At 42.1% G+C, this 17,603-nt stretch carries 16 protein-coding genes and 3 pseudogenes; 5 read left to right on the top strand and 14 right to left on the bottom strand.

What is annotated here, in order from left to right:
• The first annotated feature begins 95 nt into the window (after positions 1–95).
• Positions 96–787, top strand: a protein-coding gene (locus RS893_RS21590; RefSeq protein WP_315784082.1) for an IS1 family transposase whose coding sequence is annotated in 2 segments (ribosomal slippage) — positions 96–420 and positions 420–787 — 693 coding nt in all. Because the reading frame shifts where the segments join, the coding sequence is not laid out codon by codon here.
• Positions 788–922: 135 nt separating this feature from the next.
• On the opposite strand, the pseudogene RS893_RS21585 reads toward RS893_RS21590, so the two are convergent.
• From RS893_RS21585 to RS893_RS21555, 7 genes and pseudogenes are all read right to left on the bottom strand, one after another.
• Positions 923–3,481: pseudogene (locus RS893_RS21585) on the bottom strand (TonB-dependent receptor); the annotation flags it as partial.
• Positions 3,482–3,488: 7 nt separating this feature from the next.
• A complete protein-coding gene (locus tag RS893_RS21580; protein WP_315785248.1) occupies positions 3,489–4,064 on the bottom strand; it encodes an IS630 family transposase in 576 nt (191 codons plus the stop codon).
• The gene (locus RS893_RS21575; protein WP_315785251.1) at positions 4,055–4,561 is read right to left on the bottom strand and encodes a helix-turn-helix domain-containing protein; all 507 of its coding nucleotides are present in this window, start codon (positions 4,559–4,561) and stop codon (positions 4,055–4,057) included. The genes RS893_RS21580 and RS893_RS21575 overlap by 10 nt, the downstream gene beginning before the upstream one ends.
• 65 nt (positions 4,562–4,626) lie before the next feature.
• Positions 4,627–5,778, bottom strand: a pseudogene (locus RS893_RS21570) (TonB-dependent receptor); the annotation flags it as partial.
• The gene (locus RS893_RS21565; protein ID WP_315787768.1) at positions 5,775–7,289 is read right to left on the bottom strand and encodes a hypothetical protein; all 1,515 of its coding nucleotides are present in this window, start codon (positions 7,287–7,289) and stop codon (positions 5,775–5,777) included. The gene RS893_RS21565 and the pseudogene RS893_RS21570, both read right to left, overlap by 4 nt.
• 94 nt (positions 7,290–7,383) lie before the next feature.
• Positions 7,384–7,956 carry a hypothetical protein gene (locus RS893_RS21560; RefSeq protein WP_315787767.1) on the bottom strand — a complete coding sequence of 191 codons (573 nt, stop codon included), beginning with the start codon at positions 7,954–7,956 and terminating at the stop codon, positions 7,384–7,386.
• Positions 7,957–8,130: 174 nt separating this feature from the next.
• Positions 8,131–10,629, bottom strand: a complete 2,499-nt coding sequence (locus RS893_RS21555) for a hypothetical protein (protein WP_315787766.1) — start codon at positions 10,627–10,629, stop codon at positions 8,131–8,133.
• An 819-nt stretch (positions 10,630–11,448) separates the two neighbouring features.
• Between RS893_RS21555 and thrC the strand changes: the two genes are divergently transcribed.
• A complete protein-coding gene (gene thrC, locus RS893_RS21550; protein WP_315787765.1) occupies positions 11,449–12,747 on the top strand; it encodes a threonine synthase in 1,299 nt (432 codons plus the stop codon).
• Between the two features lie 97 nt (positions 12,748–12,844).
• Positions 12,845–13,120, top strand: a complete 276-nt coding sequence (locus RS893_RS21545) for a MoaD/ThiS family protein (protein ID WP_315787764.1) — start codon at positions 12,845–12,847, stop codon at positions 13,118–13,120.
• Between the two features lie 145 nt (positions 13,121–13,265).
• Here RS893_RS21545 and RS893_RS21540 read toward each other — a convergent pair.
• From RS893_RS21540 to RS893_RS21515, 6 genes and pseudogenes are all read right to left on the bottom strand, one after another.
• Positions 13,266–13,373 (bottom strand): annotated as a pseudogene (locus RS893_RS21540) (element excision factor XisI family protein); the annotation flags it as partial.
• Between the two features lie 69 nt (positions 13,374–13,442).
• A complete protein-coding gene (locus RS893_RS21535; protein WP_315787763.1) occupies positions 13,443–13,604 on the bottom strand; it encodes an element excision factor XisI family protein in 162 nt (53 codons plus the stop codon).
• Between the two features lie 359 nt (positions 13,605–13,963).
• Positions 13,964–14,239, bottom strand: a complete 276-nt coding sequence (locus tag RS893_RS21530) for a hypothetical protein (RefSeq protein ID WP_315787762.1) — start codon at positions 14,237–14,239, stop codon at positions 13,964–13,966.
• Positions 14,218–14,361, bottom strand: coding sequence for a hypothetical protein (locus tag RS893_RS21525; protein ID WP_315787761.1), 144 nt, complete (start codon positions 14,359–14,361; stop codon positions 14,218–14,220). Before RS893_RS21525 ends, RS893_RS21530 begins: the two co-directional genes overlap by 22 nt.
• Positions 14,362–14,621: 260 nt before the next feature.
• Positions 14,622–14,876, bottom strand: a complete 255-nt coding sequence (locus RS893_RS21520; RefSeq protein ID WP_315787760.1) for a hypothetical protein — start codon at positions 14,874–14,876, stop codon at positions 14,622–14,624.
• A 150-nt stretch (positions 14,877–15,026) separates the two neighbouring features.
• Positions 15,027–15,185, bottom strand: coding sequence for a hypothetical protein (locus RS893_RS21515; protein WP_315787759.1), 159 nt, complete (start codon positions 15,183–15,185; stop codon positions 15,027–15,029).
• Positions 15,186–15,383: 198 nt separating this feature from the next.
• Here RS893_RS21515 and RS893_RS21510 point away from each other — a divergent pair, with 198 nt between their 5' ends.
• The gene (locus RS893_RS21510) at positions 15,384–16,046 is read left to right on the top strand and encodes a DUF2996 domain-containing protein (protein ID WP_315787758.1); all 663 of its coding nucleotides are present in this window, start codon (positions 15,384–15,386) and stop codon (positions 16,044–16,046) included.
• Here the strand turns inward: RS893_RS21510 and RS893_RS21505 are convergent.
• Complete coding sequence (locus RS893_RS21505; protein ID WP_315787757.1) at positions 16,043–16,549, bottom strand: TM2 domain-containing protein; 507 nt, start codon at positions 16,547–16,549, stop codon at positions 16,043–16,045. The genes RS893_RS21510 and RS893_RS21505 overlap by 4 nt on opposite strands.
• Before the next feature lie 467 nt (positions 16,550–17,016).
• Here RS893_RS21505 and RS893_RS21500 point away from each other — a divergent pair, with 467 nt between their 5' ends.
• The gene (locus RS893_RS21500; RefSeq protein ID WP_315787756.1) at positions 17,017–17,538 is read left to right on the top strand and encodes a hypothetical protein; all 522 of its coding nucleotides are present in this window, start codon (positions 17,017–17,019) and stop codon (positions 17,536–17,538) included.
• The last annotated feature ends 65 nt before the right edge of the window (positions 17,539–17,603 follow it).

Genomic DNA, 17,603 nt, shown 5'->3' with positions numbered 1-17,603 from the left:
TTAGTGGGGACTGTTTAAGTGTTTGCAGGGGGGTTTTTTGAATAATTTTGCTTTGGGCGTTGCATAATAGCGGTATGAATTGAGGTCAATTAATCATGGAATGTCCACGCTGTGGATCTTGTCATAACCGTAAGAATGGAAAGAAAAGAGGTAAACAGAATCACATTTGCTGTGATTGTGGTCGTCAATTCATTGATGTCTATAAACCACCCAGGGGCTACTCGGATGAAATCAAACAAGAATGCCTAAAAATGTACGTCAATGGTATGGGATTTCGTGGAATTGAAAGGGTGAAAAACGTTCATCATACTACCATTATTCATTGGGTTAAACGAGTGGGTACACAATTGGCGGATACACCAAATTCAAAGGAAATTCCGCAGGTGGGAGAACTAGATGAATTAGAAACATTTATTGGTTCAAAAAAAATAAAATCTGGTTGTGGACGGCGGTAAATCACTTTACTCAAGGTATTCTTGCTTGGGTTTTAGGTGATCGTAGTTCGACTACTTTCCAACAGTTATGGAACATTGTCCAGTGTTGGCAGAGTTATTTTTACGTCACAGATGGATACCCTGTTTACCCTTGTTTTGTTCCTGATGGTGACCAAATTGTGAGTAAGACCTACATGACACGAGTCGAAAATGAAAACACAAGGCTTAGACATTATTTGGCTCGTCTTCATCGTAAAACTTTATGTTATTCCAAAACCGAGGAAATGCTGAGATACTCTGTTCGATTGTTATTGCACTACCTCAAATATCGTTCTGTTCCCTTACCTGCCTAAAACATACCTTTATTCAGCAACGCCTTGCTTTGGGATAGATGCAATTCCCGCAGGTACTTAAATAAATATTTCATTGTTTAATTCCAACAATATTAAAACGCAGAGGTAGGCGCAAAATTTTCTTGACAAATTGGTTCATGGTTTAACACTGCTTGCAGATTCCTGTTGTCGGGTAGCAACTTTGTGCAACCCAAATCCATCAAATAATTCGTTCAACTTCACCGTTAAACCGAGATAAAGTCCCCCTGGGGAACGGCTTCCCGAAAAATCACGGTCATCGACTTTACCAAAGGCATAACCAGCAGACAAGCGTAAGTTAGGCGTAAGGTAGTAACCTGCTTCAACGACAAAGCCTGTTTCTGTGTAATCATTTTGACTAATCAACCGAGCTTCACCAACCATATCCCAACTATATCCCAAGCGATAGGTTGCCCGTAATTGCCCTAAGTTAACTGTGCTAGTTCCAACTAAATCTTCAGCTAAATAAGAAGTACTATTACGTAGAGCATACTTACCGTAAAATTCCCATTGCCAATTGGGGGCGTAGATAGCTTCTACAGCAAAGGTATGGTCTTCGGAACCTGTACCACTGCCCAACAAGACAGTATCAGGAATCACGGCAGGATTTTTGCGATATTCATAACGCAGCAAGGCGTTAAATTTGTCGTTTTTAGGGTCGCGATAGGCTAAACCAACTTTCAGGTTGGCTGTGTCTCCCAATCCTGTTAGTTTTTGATTGGCAGAATTTGCTTGTTGATAACGTACCAAGGCTGTGAGTGCTGGTGATATTTTCCCTATCGCACCTGCGGTAATTACTGAGTTTGAACCACGATCAGAACTACGATGCTCGAAGCGGGCGCTGGCTTGGAACTTGGGGTTATCAGTGTATTCCAGACCAATGCTGTAACTATCGCCGCTACCAAAGCCCAAGGAGTAGCCACTTTGACCAACAGCAAAAGGCTGGGGAAATTGTTGCCCTGTGGCAGTACGTCCGAAGAAGTTGCCAAAGACGTGTTCATAAGCAAGATTGAGTTTTAAGCCAGGGGCAATAGCCCAACGGTTATTTAATCCAATGGCTCCTTGGGTAGTTAGTTCATTCGCCCCACCCAAAATTGTGTAACGACCAGTGATAGTCGTATCTCTACCAAGTTTGTGTTGACCATTGACACTTAAACTGGTGATCGAGTTATCGTCATATTGACCGCGAGTGAAAAACTGTTGTGCCAGACTGACGTTGATACCAGGTACAACAGCCCAATTTAAACCAAATGTAGTCCGGTCTGGATATACAGCATCTGTTTCTGAAGATAGAGTAAATTCATTGATGGCTTGGAAAGTGAGGGTTTTGGTAATCGGGATTTTAAGTTGCGATCGCAATTGATCGGAATTACTGCTTAGACTTTCTGGTGAGATGCGGTCTTCTCGATCGCGATGTACCCAATCCACATCCACAGTCGCTTTGCCAAAGCGTTGCTGAATCCCCGCAGTAATTGTCGTCAGAGAATTATCAACTTTGCTCCCAGGAACTGCTTGTGTGCGCGGTGCAAATAACTCCTCAAAAGTATCTAGCGGTTGGGGTGCAGTCCCAAAATTATCTTCGTGGTCGTATTGGAACCGCAAATTAGTAGTAGGTGAAATTTTTCCTGTTAATTGCGCCCCGTAGCGAGTTTGACCGGGGACAAAGCTAATTGTGGCATCGTTAGCAAAACCTACATCTGTGGAACGGTAGTAAGTGCGTCCTCGTAAACCAGGGAAAATTTCTCCCTCGGTTTCAATGCGGTAGGCAGAACCGCTCACCTTTCCTGAGATATCGGAACTATTGGTGGCATGGGCATATTCTGCAATCAATTTGCCTGTTGAACCCAAAGCAATCTGTGCATCTGCACCGTAGAGTTCAAAGTCATGCATCCCCTGGTCTTGTAAGTAAGTTGTGCCTATCCAGCTTTCTTTATTGAGGGTGCGGTCAAAATTGTATTGCAGACGACCAGCGTAAATATTACTATCGGAACCACTACCTTTGTATTGGTAGGTAACGACGATACGCCGGACTAAAACCTGTCCTGATTCATCTAGATCAGTACGTTGAATGGGTTCTCGAAATAAGATAGTACCGCGATCATAATCTATCTCGTAATCAGGACCGCGATTAAGTTGCTTGCGTTCCAACACAGTACCAGGACGGTTGAGTTCTTCCAACTCAATCGCGATGTTTTCACTACCCGGAACTAGTAATCTGCGTGAAAGGAAATAGTAACCACTCGTACCATCAGGAGCAATGGTATCCCTTTGAAAAGCTTCGACGTTATTGCCATAGAAAGCAGTCAGTTGCAGATTTCCCAAACTGTAGTTTCCCTTAAAGCCATGTAATTGGTGTGTTACCGAGGTAAATTGCTGGGATGAACGGGCAAATTCTTGGGTGGTGTAGTCACCCCACATGAAATAATCGGGTTCAGCACCGGTGGTTTTAGGCGATCGCTCAAACCGTGCATAGACGCTATCAATAGAAGGAGTGAGTACTTCGGTTTTGGAACTATCACCGTAGACAGGATAGTTTTGGTCGTTGAACTGGAAAGCACGAAACAGCCTGTTATCACAGTTGCAGTCTTCATTCAGATTACGAGAACTGTTGTAAGCACCAGTAAACAACCATTCTCCAATCGCGCCAGTTGCAAATACCGACGAACGCACATCTAATACCAATTCAAAAAATGTTTGCGACAGATAAGGCATTGAGGATGAAGTCATAACCAGTCAAAGAAGCAGCAATTTGAGGAGTGAGGAGAGCTAGGAGTTGAGCAACCTTGGTTTGCAGATGCTCCAGGTGATCAAATAGCTCCCATTTCAAGTCTTGCTTGAGATATTCCCAAACGCGCTCTATGGGATTCAGTTCAGGAGAATGAGCAGGCTGGAACAAAAGAACAATATTCTCTGGAATTTGTAAACGTTTAGCTTTATGAAATAAGCCGTTATCAACTTGGAGAATGTTAAGTGATTTGGGATAACAGGCAGCGAACTCGTTCAAAAATTGTTGGTAGCATTCGGTATCAACATGAGAAAACTGCCAAAATAAACTTTCCCCAGTAAGTGGTTCAACTGCTCCATATAGCCAGAACGCTTTAAATTGCCACTGCCAATCACCAATAGGCTTAACTCCGGGAAGAGTAATTTTACGTCCTTCAATGGTTTTGAGTCCAAATCGACTCTCATCTTGTACAAAATAACGAATATTTTCGTACTGGGGCAAGATAATGGCACTGTATTGAGCAATTAATTGCAAGTCATCACCGAGTTTTTTTTAAAAGACTCTAGTTTTTCTTCGTCCTGTTTTCGGTTACGCGGACGTGGGACTTTCAGCTTGGCTTTGAGCCTGTAACGTGCCAGATGATGTACAGTTGCGTACTCAGCTTGCACACCCAAGGTTTTTTCTAACCAATGTTGTATTTGTGTGTACCGTTGAAACCCACCTTCTGGTTGTTCGAGTTGTTTTTTCAAACTCGATACAGCCCAATCTGGTATTGCTCTTTTTCGACCTGAACTCGTTCCAAATTCAACAACCGCCTCAATTCCTCCTTCTCGATAATCTGCCAACCATCGATGTACTGTAGCTCGATGTTTTCCCAAGATTTTAGCAATCTCACTTACACTCATTTCTTGCCCTTTAATCAGATATAGGGCTTGTATACGTTCTTTGCTCCGAGACTGTTTTTGATGTCTGAGCAACTTCTCTAGTTCCTCGACACTATCAACTATCTCGATCTGTGTTACCCCTACCATCACATACCCTGAATGCTACTTCTGTCTATTTTTACCATCTGTCGCATTCTTTTTTCAAATTGGTATAATTGAGTGCTATTGTCTTTGTTCGGAGGCAGAAATTCGCGAAAACTGCTGTAGTAGTCTGTACCCCTCGCACCCAAACGCACATCTATTATCCCAGTTACCAAACTCGGACGCAGGGCTGTTTCAAATTGCAGTTGAGTGTATGCTTCTAAATCATTGGCGATCGCTCGAATTCTCACAGTTTGAGCATTTAAACTTGATTTCACAGAGGCGGTAAATTGTCCTTTCTTTGCCTCTACTTGGAATCCGGGTTGGTCAGGTTTAAAATCTGCACCGATAAACTCACCAGCAGTAGATACGAGAGTAACAACTCCATCACGATTGGAACGGTTGCCATTTTCATCTCGGAGTTCACCCTTAATTGTAGCTGTGGAACGTCCATCTGCTGGAATCCGAGTTTCGACGGCTTCCAATTTCAATTGTGTGGGTGCGCCTCTGACAACTACTTGCACGCTGACGGGAGGCTCACTAGAACCTATCACTTGGGTAGTAATAGTGTTAGTTCCTTCTTTTAAGGAGACACCATACCATGTCTGCGTTACTAAGTTAGTATTGGCATCGCTTTCTGTCCGTCCCACCAAGGATGGATCTACCAAATCCCCATTCACCCGTAATTCCACTCTTGCACCCACAGGAAATTGCAAGATGACTGTGGTAGCTGGTATATCGACTACAGTATTAGGGGTGAGGATTTTGATCGGGGGAGTGGGGGGAACAGATGTGTTTTGTGATAGTTTTTGTAGGCCTTTTGGTAATTTGATATCTTGTGCTGGTTGAAATGGTTGTATCGCAGGGGATCTTGTCGTAGATAGAAAACAGAGTTGGTCTGTGACTGTATCTGTTGCTATTTCTTCCTCTAGTAGAACAGATAACTGTTCCGTCAGGGGTGAGTCAATAGTATCTTTAGATAAATTTGTGTTGGATTCTAGAAGCTTCTGTGCGTCTTTTGAGTGCTTGGGTGTGAGGTCTTGCTGTTCCTCTTGAACAAGATTGGGGTATTCTGCCTTGGCTACGACAGGATACAATGCTAGACTTGCAGCCCCTGCGATCGCCCCCATTAATCTGAGGTTGAAACTATTTGCGTTCAATCGTTGAGATAGAAGTAACTCCCTTGTGCCTCCTGCCTCCTGCCTCCTGCCTTCTTTACTCATTTCTTGACCTCCTCACCAGATGTGGGGGTAACTGCAAAATTCATGCGTGCCATACCACCGGGTTCTAAACGTACTAGGCGGGATTGGCTGTTGCGTTCTTTAAATTTGAGGTTGGGTGCTAGGGTATAACCAGGCAAGCTGCTGAGGTCGATAACTCCTGTGTGATTACCCGGTAAGACATTAGCCACAGAAAATAAACCGTTAACATCAGTAGTTATACGGTTGCCATCCTTCATAATAATCACTGCATTGGGAACTCCCGGTTCGCCTGATTGCTGTTCGCCATCAAAGTTTTTATCTACAAACACTCGGCCAATAATTGTGCCGCATTCTGATACAATTCCTGGTCTAATTTGTAACTGGTGTGTAGCGGGCCCGTCTTTAGTGAGGAAACGATTATCTGCTCTTTGAGCAGTGACACTGGCTAAGTTGCGTCCCGATCCACGTACTGCATCTGGCGTGAGTTGTGCTGCGTAGGCAATATTTAATACTTTCTGCGACGGAATCACAGTATTTGTCCGGAAGACCACATTGGAACCATTGCGTTCTACTGTGATGGTGACAGGCTGACCATCAATTTCACCCCGGACAGATTTGGCTAAGAAATTGAAACCTAAGGGTAAGGTGTCAGTGACAACTAAACTATCTAAACCAGCATCGGCTAAATTTCTGACTGAGAGGCGGTAGATTACTGTATCTCCTGGTTCTGCCACAGCGCGATCGCCTGTTTTGACAATCTGCACCTGTTCCGGCTGACACATATTGGTAGTAAATTCAAAAGCTAGTAAGTCCAGTCCTTGGAGTTCAGCATTGGGAACTAAAACAACCGTTGATTCGGTTTGGGTTTGTCCTGTAAGTGTAATTGGTTGACCATCTAGGGATGTAGCAACATACCGGACAACATTATTGTTCTCCGTACCAGTGCTTTGCACAATTTGAATTTTGATTCGACGCTGTTTATAAATAGAATTTGCCGGGGGATTAACTACAAAAATGTAGGTTCTGCCTGGATCGGTTTGACCCAAATTTGGATCGAGTAGGAAGTTATAAGCACCTAGTGGTTCTGTATTTGTTAGGAAATAGGGGTTGCTATTCTCAATATTTGGTTTTAATCCACCAGGGATTTTGTTGTTAGAAATATCAGGTAACTCTGTGTGAGTCAGGGGTAACAATTTTCCTAATTCTGTCCCTGTAGGATCGCCGGGGTTAGGCTCATAAACAGCAACAGAAAAGCCTGTGTAGTCAGGTAAAACATTACCAGCACATCCTAAAATTCGTCCTAGTGGGTCAACTAATGGGGTGGGAGCAGCTTGAATCTGACGAGAAATTCCTTGATATTTAAGATTATTGCTAGAATCTGTATAAGTATAAGTAGCTTGATTTGTAAAGTTGGTCAGCAGCTTGCTATTCTCAACTTGAGCGATCGCAGACGTAGAACCCTGCAATACACTTGTGACTACAAACGTTGCCGCTATCCGCCTAAACCAGCTACGCGAACTTTGACGGCGCACTAAATTTTCTCCTGTAAAACTTTACGGTTCCGTGGCTGGGGTTTTCAGTGAACAGTTATCACTGATAACTGATAACTGTTCACTGATCACTGATTCACCGCACCTGCACTTGATAAGTTCCTTTGATTTGCGCTTTGGCTGCAACAGATGTACCAAAATTCCACCGAATATGGGTGTAGGCGATCGCTGGTGCAGGACGAGTTTCCACTTTGCCATTGGGAAGTTTGACTTGTACTGTTGGCTTTTCTAGAAAGGTGCGTCCGTTATCAATGCTGTAAGTAATTTTGACGCCAGTGTTAGGATTGACAGTTGCAGAGTTCAGCACATATATCATCCCTTTGGGAATCGGCTGATTGATGACGAGATTTTTTACTGCTTTATCGCCATTGTTGACACCAGTGACTGTGTAGCGCAGTACATCCCCTGGTTGCACCACCGCTTTACCTTGCAATGCTTGCCAGCTTTCTTTTTGCTTACCCTGGACTTGCTGTCCTAATATTTTCTTTTCTGCTTCTAGGCGCAACTCTACTCGACCTTTGGCTTGAGCATTTTGAGCAAAAGCAGCATGAGAATGCCAGATATTTGTGAGTACCGGAATTTGATTAACGAATGGAAGTGTAACAATCAGTGCTACTGCTCCCATACCGGCAATTGAAAAACGCTTCATATTGATACACCTGTTCAAAATTGTTGTCATTTCTCGTTTCCAATCTCAAAAACGGTATCTATGCAATCAACTTCTTGCAGAAGTCAGGGAGAAGGGTATTCACCAGATGGTGATGGGAGATGCTAATTCTGTATTCTCCCCATCTCCCAATCTCCCCATCTCCCCACGATCTACTTAATTTACCTTGCGTTGGAATGTGAATGTTCTAGACTCACCCGGTGCAACGTTACCTGTGACGGTGTCTACATACTTGGTGACATCGGTGTCCACTGTTGTGCCGGTTTGGTCAATGCTAGAGTTGGTTGCTGGATTACCGTTGTAGAAGTTGATGGTTGCAGCCCCAGAATCTTTAGCTGATCCGACAATGTTACTGGTATCAATTTGACCGTTAATATCGTTGTCTAACGCCCAGTTGTTACCACCAGCTGTGCCATCTTCAGTAATTACAACTTTGTCAGCCTTCAAGAGTATGTTACCTGTACCAGCTTGAGCTTCTGAAATATTCTTGTAAGTAATCCGGTACTCAATAATGTTTCCTGGTGCAGGTTTCTTCGGATCGCTGCTGAAAGTACCATCGTTACCTTGAACAGCTGGGCCAGTTCCTGGAAGTACCCTTGATTCTTTGACGAGTTTCAAGAAGCCAGTATAGACGCGATCGATAGTAGTATTCTGGGGTTCTGAGTCTAAACCAGGATTCGCATCATCAACGAAGGCTGTGACTGGAACCGGGAAACCTTTGTCAATATCGGTAGAGAGAGGAGTATTTGCAGGTAGATTCACCTCAACACCGTAGTTGATATTTGTTCCTGGTGCAACGTTAGGAACAGTGATGTACTCAGAAGTAGCATCAATCGGAGATTGGTCGTTGGTTGTGCTAGGATTACGGTCTACATCATATAAGAACTCGTCGCCATCCCACACGTAAGATACTGACTCAGACCCATAGGTAATAGTTACAAGTGTACCCACAGGTAAATCAGCTGGATTATCTGGTGGTGTGGGAACTAGAGAGATGTCGTTCGGGTCAGTGCCACTATTTTGAACTGTGTTAGTAAAGGCTACACCTGATGGATCAAGTGTTGAACCCGGGGCTTGAGTTGGAGGTACAAAGGAAGATTTATTAGTAAAGTCATCGTTATTGCTGGTCGGGCCAATAGCATCTGGGGTGCGTTCGGGCCCGTTCAGTACATCAGAAGCCACAGGTGTTTGCACTGTGAAGGTGTTTGCTTCACCTCCGACACCACTACCACTGTTGTTGTTGCCAGAGTCTGTACCTGTGTTGCTTAAGTCAGTGGTGTCATTGATATAGCCGTCAGTCACTGTAGGATCTGTATCAGGAACACCATCATTATTGGTATCTGTTGAACCTGGAGGAATTGTCCGACCATCGTAGTTACTGGGATTTTGGTCTCCGGATTCGTCGTATACCAGGGTTGTACCGCCAGAGGTTTGACCAAACAGTTGAGCAATGTTGTTAACTGTTAATGGTGAAGTTGCAGTTGATTTAACTTTTACGTCAATCGAGAATCCGCTAACTGTTTTACCAGGAGCAATGGAAGTAATTACAGCTGGGTCATTGACAAAACCGATGCGGGTAACTGTAGAAAGATTGGTAGCACCTGTAAGCGGTTGCCAGGTAGCATTATTAGCATTAATACTAACTGGATCGGTTGTATAAACTACTTGCCAACCAGGCGGTGGAGTGGGTACAGCTGCTAGTTCTGTACCATCAGGAATTGCATCGGAAACTAAAATACGTGAACCAGTCAAGCCCTGAATTGTCGTACCGACAAGTGGTGCAGGAGTGATGTTATTACCTGTTGGATCGTTTAACTCTACTCTCAAACTCAAATCGTAACTGAGGGTGTCATCAGTAATTTCTGGAGTACTAGCGTTGTCATAATCACTGCGGGTTTTGAGTAACGTAGCCAAAGCATAGTTCTTCAGCGAAGAATTTACAGATGCTTTCTGAGTAGCACTAGCCTCACGTACACCGTTTACAGGTGCGCCAGCAACTTCCCCTGTAACCGAACCATCGGCGTTATCTACGGTGTAAACGTCACCACCATTAGGATCTCGCAGTTGGTTCTGACCATCACCAGGGGTATCACCAAGGGTGACGGTAATTACATCATTGGTTTGAGCGCCAGGTTGTACAGTTACTGGCACACGTACTAAGATCGAACCGCTAACAGGGATGGAATCTGTTATATATTCACTGCCACTAATTGGTGTCCAGGTTGTACCGCCATCGGTGCTGTATTCCAAATTACCCGCCGTTGCCGGGCCTGTAACACGTGCCAAGTTGGGAACACGGAACTTGGTGGGGTCGTTACCGACGTTGGTGACGGTGTAGTTGTAGTACAGGGTATCACCCACTGAAACTGGAGTTCCTGATGTATTGTCTGTAATCCCAGAGGCTGTGACAGTTATACCAGCGACCTCTGCTATGGTGACAGTTACTGTATTAGAAGTAGTATTGATGGTCGTGCCTGGATTGTTTGGATCTTCGTAGGTTGCAGTTGCTGTGTTGCTAATTGATTGACCAGCTGTTGTACCTTCTGCTAACACAGGGGCAATAAATTGGAAAATGCCATTGGCAAGCAACGCTGTTACTACCAAGGAGCGGTACAACCTTGGCGTTTTTTTGACAAAATGATTAAGTTGTGACATAGTTTATGATGCTTAATTTATATTCAAAGTCAATCCTGTGTTTTAACACAGGATTTTTTATCTAAAAGTTCCTATCCTTAGCTAAGATACGCACAGGTTTATTTGATAGTTTAGGTTAAAGTTTACACCTTGCACTTGTTGCAACAGCCAGGAGGCTGAGCCTCCAAATCCTTATTACCAGGTTGAACCTAATAACAAGAACTAGAGCTAGAGACTCTAGTTGAGCTTGGTGCAAGTTATCAGTTAAACCCAACAAAAAGCTAAATAATTACCTAGCTTTTTAGCGTTGGATGAAATAATGCAACACAAAAGCTAGACCTTTTGACATTTGTAAAATGAAACATCGCTTGCCAAAATATCTACCAACAGATTCCTGCTCTTGAGTATTCATGTCTAATAATGCACCTTATGATTTGAGTACTACTTAAGTACAGACTTTTAATCAATCATATATTTAATCTAAAAAATCTATCTCAAGACATATTGATTAATTGTTAAAGTCATGGTTAACAAAGTAGCATTTATTATAAGTTCAGACCATTAGTGAAAACAATGAAATTTTATTTGTTTAACTATGTGTACTGTTAAAAAATATACCTATGTTTAGAATATCTCAATAAAATTACGTATTTTTTCAGGAAATACACATAATTAGTTACAGTAATTAATGATTATATATACAGCATTAAAAGTATGCAATTTTTGTAATCTTTCTGACTGTTTTAAACCCGATAAAAATTATCGGGTATGTTTGACTGGTATTTTTACTCGTGATAGCATCAAGCGACATTTGAGGGAAATCCAGGGAGAAGCTAGTTTATGACTCAGGCAATTGACACCCAAAAGGCAACCGCCGCTTTCAAAGCTTTGAAATGTAAAGAATGTGGCGCAGAATACGAACTCAAAGCCAGCCATGTATGTGAGTTCTGCTTTGGGCCTTTGGAAGTAAGTTACGACTATAACAGCCTTCGTCAAACTGTTACCCGCGAATCAATTCAAGCGGGGTCAAATTCGATGTGGCGCTATCGGAAGTTTTTGCCTGTGGCTAGCGAAAACCCTATTGATGTGGGAACTGGTATGACTCCCTTGGTGCGTTCCCAACGCTTGGCACGTCGCTTAGGCTTGAATAAGCTTTACATTAAAAATGATGCTGTGAATATGCCTACCCTCAGCTTCAAAGATAGGGTGGTATCAGTTGCTTTGACACGGGCGCGGGAGTTAGGTTTCACGACTGTTTCTTGTGCTAGCACTGGTAACTTGGCGAATTCTACTGCTGCGATCGCAGCTCATGCTGGTTTAGATTGTTGTGTCTTCATCCCTGCTGACCTGGAAGCTGGTAAGATCTTGGGCAGCCTGATCTACAGCCCTACTTTGATGGCTGTTAAAGCTAACTACGACCAAGTCAACCGCCTCTGCTCGGAAGTTGCCAATACACACGGTTGGGGTTTTGTCAATATTAACTTGCGTCCTTACTACTCAGAAGGTTCCAAAACTTTGGGCTTTGAAGTTGCAGAACAACTGGGTTGGCAGCTACCTGACCATATCGTTGCACCTCTGGCATCAGGTTCGCTGTTTACAAAAATTTATAAAGGCTTCAATGAATTTGTGGAAGTTGGTTTAGTCGAAGGTAAACCAGTTAAATATAGTGGCGCCCAAGCCGAAGGTTGTTCACCTATTGCTCAAGCCTTTAAAGAAGATCGTGATTTTATTCAGCCAGTGAAACCAAACACAATTGCTAAATCGATCGCGATCGGCAATCCAGCAGATGGTATTTACGCTGTCGAAATTGCCAAGAAGACAGGTGGTAGCATTGAATCTGTAACTGATGCTGAGATTATAGAAGGCATCAAGTTGCTAGCGGAAACTGAAGGTATTTTTACCGAAACCGCTGGTGGTACAACAATTGCCGTGCTGAAGAAATTGGTGGAAGCTGGCAAAATTGACCCAGATGAAACCACCGTTGTTTATATCACAGGCAATGGTTTAAAAACCCAAGAAGCTGTACACGGCTACATTGGTGAACCTTTGACAATAGAAGCAAAGCTCGATAGTTTTGAGGGAGCCCTTGAGCGTTCTCGTACACTTGAGCGCCTAGAATGGCAGCAAGTTCTTGTTTAGCTAGTGGTTAGTGGTTAGTAGGAACCAACCAACAACCAACTACTAACTACTAACAACCAACAATCAACAATCAACAACCAACAATTAACAGTTAAAAATGTCTGTAAAAGTTTTAGTTCCTACCGCTCTGCAAAAATTTACTGATAATCAGGCTACTATAGATTGCAATGCTAGTACTATTGCAGAACTTTTTGAATCTCTAGAGCAGGCTTTTCCTGGTATTAAGTCACGCTTATGTGATGAAGGAGGACAGCCGCGACGATTTTTAAATTTGTACGTCAATAGCGAAGATATTCGCTTTTTAGAAGGAACAAAAACACCTTTAAAAGAGGGTGATGAAGTCAGCATTGTTCCTGCTGTAGCTGGCGGTTGAGCAAAAATTAGGAATTTCCTCTTTTGAGCTTTCACTTACTATTAATAGTTAAAAGCCCCACTCAATAATATTCAAGTGGGGCTTTGCTTTTATTGAAAACAATTTAGCTGAAGAATTAGCGTCGCAGATCTCGCCTTTCGGTTATCTATGCTACGGCAAAGCCTGTATACTGCCGTACTTTAGGATGACGAAAACCAAGTACTATATCTTCTCTGAGAACACCTGCTTGTATTAAATCAGTCACTACACCTTTTTCGGCGTCATCATATTAAATCCAGATTTTGCCATCGATTAGACTAATATGAATAGGTGTTGCATGGAACTACTTGTCACCACTCCAGCCAATACCCAAAACTAAATACTGCCCTCGCTCATCGTCAAATATAGTTTGAGAGTCGTAACTGTCGGGTAGAGCAGCGGGATAATCTGCGTGTTTTTGGAGGATGCTTTTAATAATATCTTGATACTTTAATCGTGTATCCATTCCACAATTGCCTCACTTTCATCATTAAATAGTGCAATACCTACTAGCTACAGACTGTTATAAAAATTCATTTCTGGGGAACTATAACAATAGCCACTGAAAACTAGATTAGAAAAGAATTTCCAGTGGATACTCAATATCCCCCTATAAAACTTAGTTAATATCCATGCTTAACACAGTGACTTTAGTTGGTTATGCAGGTAAACAACCGGAGGTACACTATTTCAAGAGTGGTAAGATACTTTGTAAATTTCCTGTTGTAGTGAATTCATGCGGTAATAGTGGTGAAACACTCTTGAGACATATTATTTTTAGTCAGATGGAATTAGCTTGGAAACGGATAAATTTATTTTATAGACTCACCTATTTTGGAGCAAAATATTATTAATTTGCTCCTCATCCATTTCAATTCCGCGACGCTCTAAATATTGACGTAAATTAATTTGAATAAACAAATCCTTTAATTCTTCCGCAATCTCTTGTGGTGGATTTCCTGATAAAGCAGTTGCAATCAAACGTTCTGCTATTTGAAATTCTCCACATTCAATAGCAAGGGAAGTTGCACTGCAATGCAATACAGAACGAGTTGGTTCTGCATCAAGAAGATTGGCAATTAGTCTCCAGCTGCTGCCCATTCTTTTTCAAAGGCTTGTCGAGTCAGTTGGTTGGCTTGCTCTAAATTACCTTTGAGTTTAGCTATAAAAGCTGCCTCAGCCAAATCCATTGCTTGATTATGTAACTGTTGAATCTGACTCATTTTTTCACAATCATAGATAAAGGTTTGCTAAATTCTACGACAATTATGTAAGCGGGAAATTTACCATCAGAAGGATTGGTTTGCTCGATTTTCTGTTTGACTCTCGCTCGAATACGGCTATCATCTCCTTTACGTATACCTGAAACTTCTAGCCTGAGTTTATTTTGAAATGGAAGTTCGCTATCTTCATTTTCACCTCTTCGAGATTCACCAGTTACCTGCGACGGGGAATCTGTCTTCAGTGCTGGCTCAGTACCTAGCTAGTAATCGAAACCTGTACCTTTGCGAGAACGCTTAATAACTGTTAAATCAGTTAATTGCCTAATAATTAAAAAGGCAATACCGTAAGCAGCTTGTTCTGTTGTAAACTCTTCATCATTCCAGCAGCGCAGTATTTGCTCTGTTACTGGTTGCCAATAAAGTTTAAATTTAGCTCTTATATCTCCATTTATCGTCAGTTCTGCACCTTGCGAATGATTTTGATCTTCCAAAGACACTGCACAAGCTTCTGCCAAAGCTGCTCCAAAGGATGGGGTGATAGCAGGTAGGCCTTCTCCTAGTTTAGTTAATAGTAGTTCTTAGGGTTCGTCCAAGGTGAATTGACCGAAGGTTAGTTAAATGAAAATTAGTTCAATTGTACTTGATTGCGTCTATTTTTTTAGTTCTCAGGCGATAGCGTGGAGCGATCGCCTGAGAGCGATCGCACAACTAGGAACGACGAAAACAGACGTAAACAGAGCAAGATCTTGATATAACCACGCAATAATCAGGCGCAACAGCAAATCCAACTTGTACCACCACGGATCTTCTACAAATTCATACATCTGCTACGAACCGAAATGGCAACACCAAAACCCTAGAGTCAACCTTTAGTTTCTTCGATTGTCACCATTCTCATAACGCATTCTTGGCAATATATATAGACTGGCTATGCTGTGTCAAAATGAAGATGATTAATGATTTCAGGCGAGCGATCGCTCCCAAAGCTCCCCTAAAGCTATACATAAGGATTGATCTGAGCAATGGCAGAAGCAACCAATCACAATGAAGCGGGAGAGGTGGCTCCCAGCACAGTTGACAAACAGGCTCCCACTGTCGCAGAAGAACACGCTCCCAGCACCGATTCCCCGGAAGCGACAGACATTCCCACTTCCAACGCGCCAGATCCAAAAGCGGCAAACCCAGACACAAACCCCAATGCTGCTAAAACTACAACTGCACCACCCAAGCGGGAAAAACCTGCCGCCGCAGCTAAAGCAGCAGATGGGGAAAAACCTGCCGCCGCCAAGGCAGCTAAAAAGGAAAAACCACCAGCAGTTGAAGATAAGCCTTTTTCAGAGTTTATCCAACAATATTACTTACCTGCTTTACAAAAAGCTGTAGCTCAAGAAGGGGTAAAAGACTTACAAATTTCTTTTGTGAAACAGCAGGTTCCTATCAAAGGAATGCAACAACTCGGTGAGTGTTGGCAAGTAGTGGGCAACTTTGCAGATGGTGTACGCCACTTCAATTTATATTTTCCCGATGAAGATATTCAAGGGAAAAAAGCTTTTTCCTGCAATGAAGGGAAACACCCTAGTACTCTGGAATCATTCTTAATTGATGAACGCAAAATCACACTAGATTTGCTGGTGTATGGTTTGATGCAGCGATTGAATGGTCAGAAGTGGCTAGGAAGAAATTAACCTAGTTCATAGAAATGATAGGTAACAGCTCCAGTCATGGGGTCGTTATCTATCCTGACATAACCTGATTTGAGCAAGTCTTTTAAAGCTGTTTCTACTTCTGCAAAGCTGGCTCCAGTTGCTTTTACGCCTTGAGTGACGGTGATCATTCCACCCCGACTTTCAGCAGTTTCGATCAGTTTAACGATCAGTTGATTACCAGTAGGACGATATACTTGTGAAGCAACTACAGCTTGTTCCAAAGGTACGCCAAACGGCGACACACCTGCTTTTAATCTTAGTTTTAGTTCATGTTCATCTACCATGTTGGGGATGAAAAACAAATCTATAAACTGACCGATGCCAAAAACACCATAGGTTACTAACCATAACAAACCCGTCCCAATTTTGCCATTGTATAAACGATGTAATCCTCCTAATCCAAAAAACCAACCTGCACTCAAGATGTAGGAGACAAATAGACGTTCTTGGTGATCTTTGTTGGTATGGTTTTCTGCATTCATCTTTTTTCAACCCCTTGGACTCTTCACTCTTGGTTTTTAGACAGTTTTCTTATTCTTGTTTGTTTCTTGCGGCAATAGACTTTTATATTAAATTTGGCGGTAGGAACGAGTTATATAAACATAAAAGATTTCTAAGTTGAATAAAATATCGCTAAACTCGCCTCTATATTAAGTAGTTGGCGGTTACAAACATCATCACTAAGACCATATTTTGACTAAAGCTAAGCTACTTAATTCTAAGATAACCAACTTGTTGGATGATTTTTGAAATCCGCAGTGACTAAAAATACAGAATATTAATTTTTATGTCACAACCAGGAGCTAAGCAGGTAATAAAACGAGATTGATAGACGAATGGCTAGACAGGTTTAACGTAGCTTACAAATTTAAGATTGATTTTGTACTCAGTTGTGAATACTTGTGATAAATGTAATAGTAAAATCTAGTTATTTTAGGTACATCTATCCATGTTAACAAAAAAATCTATATCCTTTTTTCTAGCTTTTTTAGGAGTGTTATCTATCTGTGGATCAGCAAAAGCAGAATTTGGCTCTGAATCTACTGTGTCGCAAGAACAGATCGAAAAAGCGCTAAATAAAGAATTATTAGCACAAGCCAATACAAAAGTTACAAATTGCGATAGACAAGATAAAAGTGATACAACCTTACTTTTTAATACCAATAATGGCAAGACTGTGAGAGTTTTTCGGACAAGAAATACTTCACCACAGCAGTTATTAATGAATATATACGACAGCAAAAACCGTAAAGAATTAGCTGCATGTACTCCGGCGGCGCGGTTAACACAACCAAATCAGATTACTTACAATACAAAGGTGCAAAACACGGTATACTATGCCACAGTCTTAATTAATAAGCAGTCAAAAATAGAAGGAAGTATAATAGCAACTGATCAAAACGGCAAAAGAAGATTGTGGACAGAACCAGCTTCTGGCGAGGTGACGTTGAAGTTGAGAATTTCTGAGTGACACAGACCCACCGCTAAACGCTTTGCGTTCTAACGGGAAAGTGTCAAGTAACAAAATTAACTCAA

It is taken from the genome of Fischerella sp. JS2 (assembly GCF_032393985.1).
In the GTDB taxonomy this organism is placed as follows: Bacteria; Cyanobacteriota; Cyanobacteriia; order Cyanobacteriales; family Nostocaceae; genus Fischerella.
Note: the sequence above shows the minus strand (reverse complement) of the source record. Positions and strands in the feature narration are given on the sequence as shown.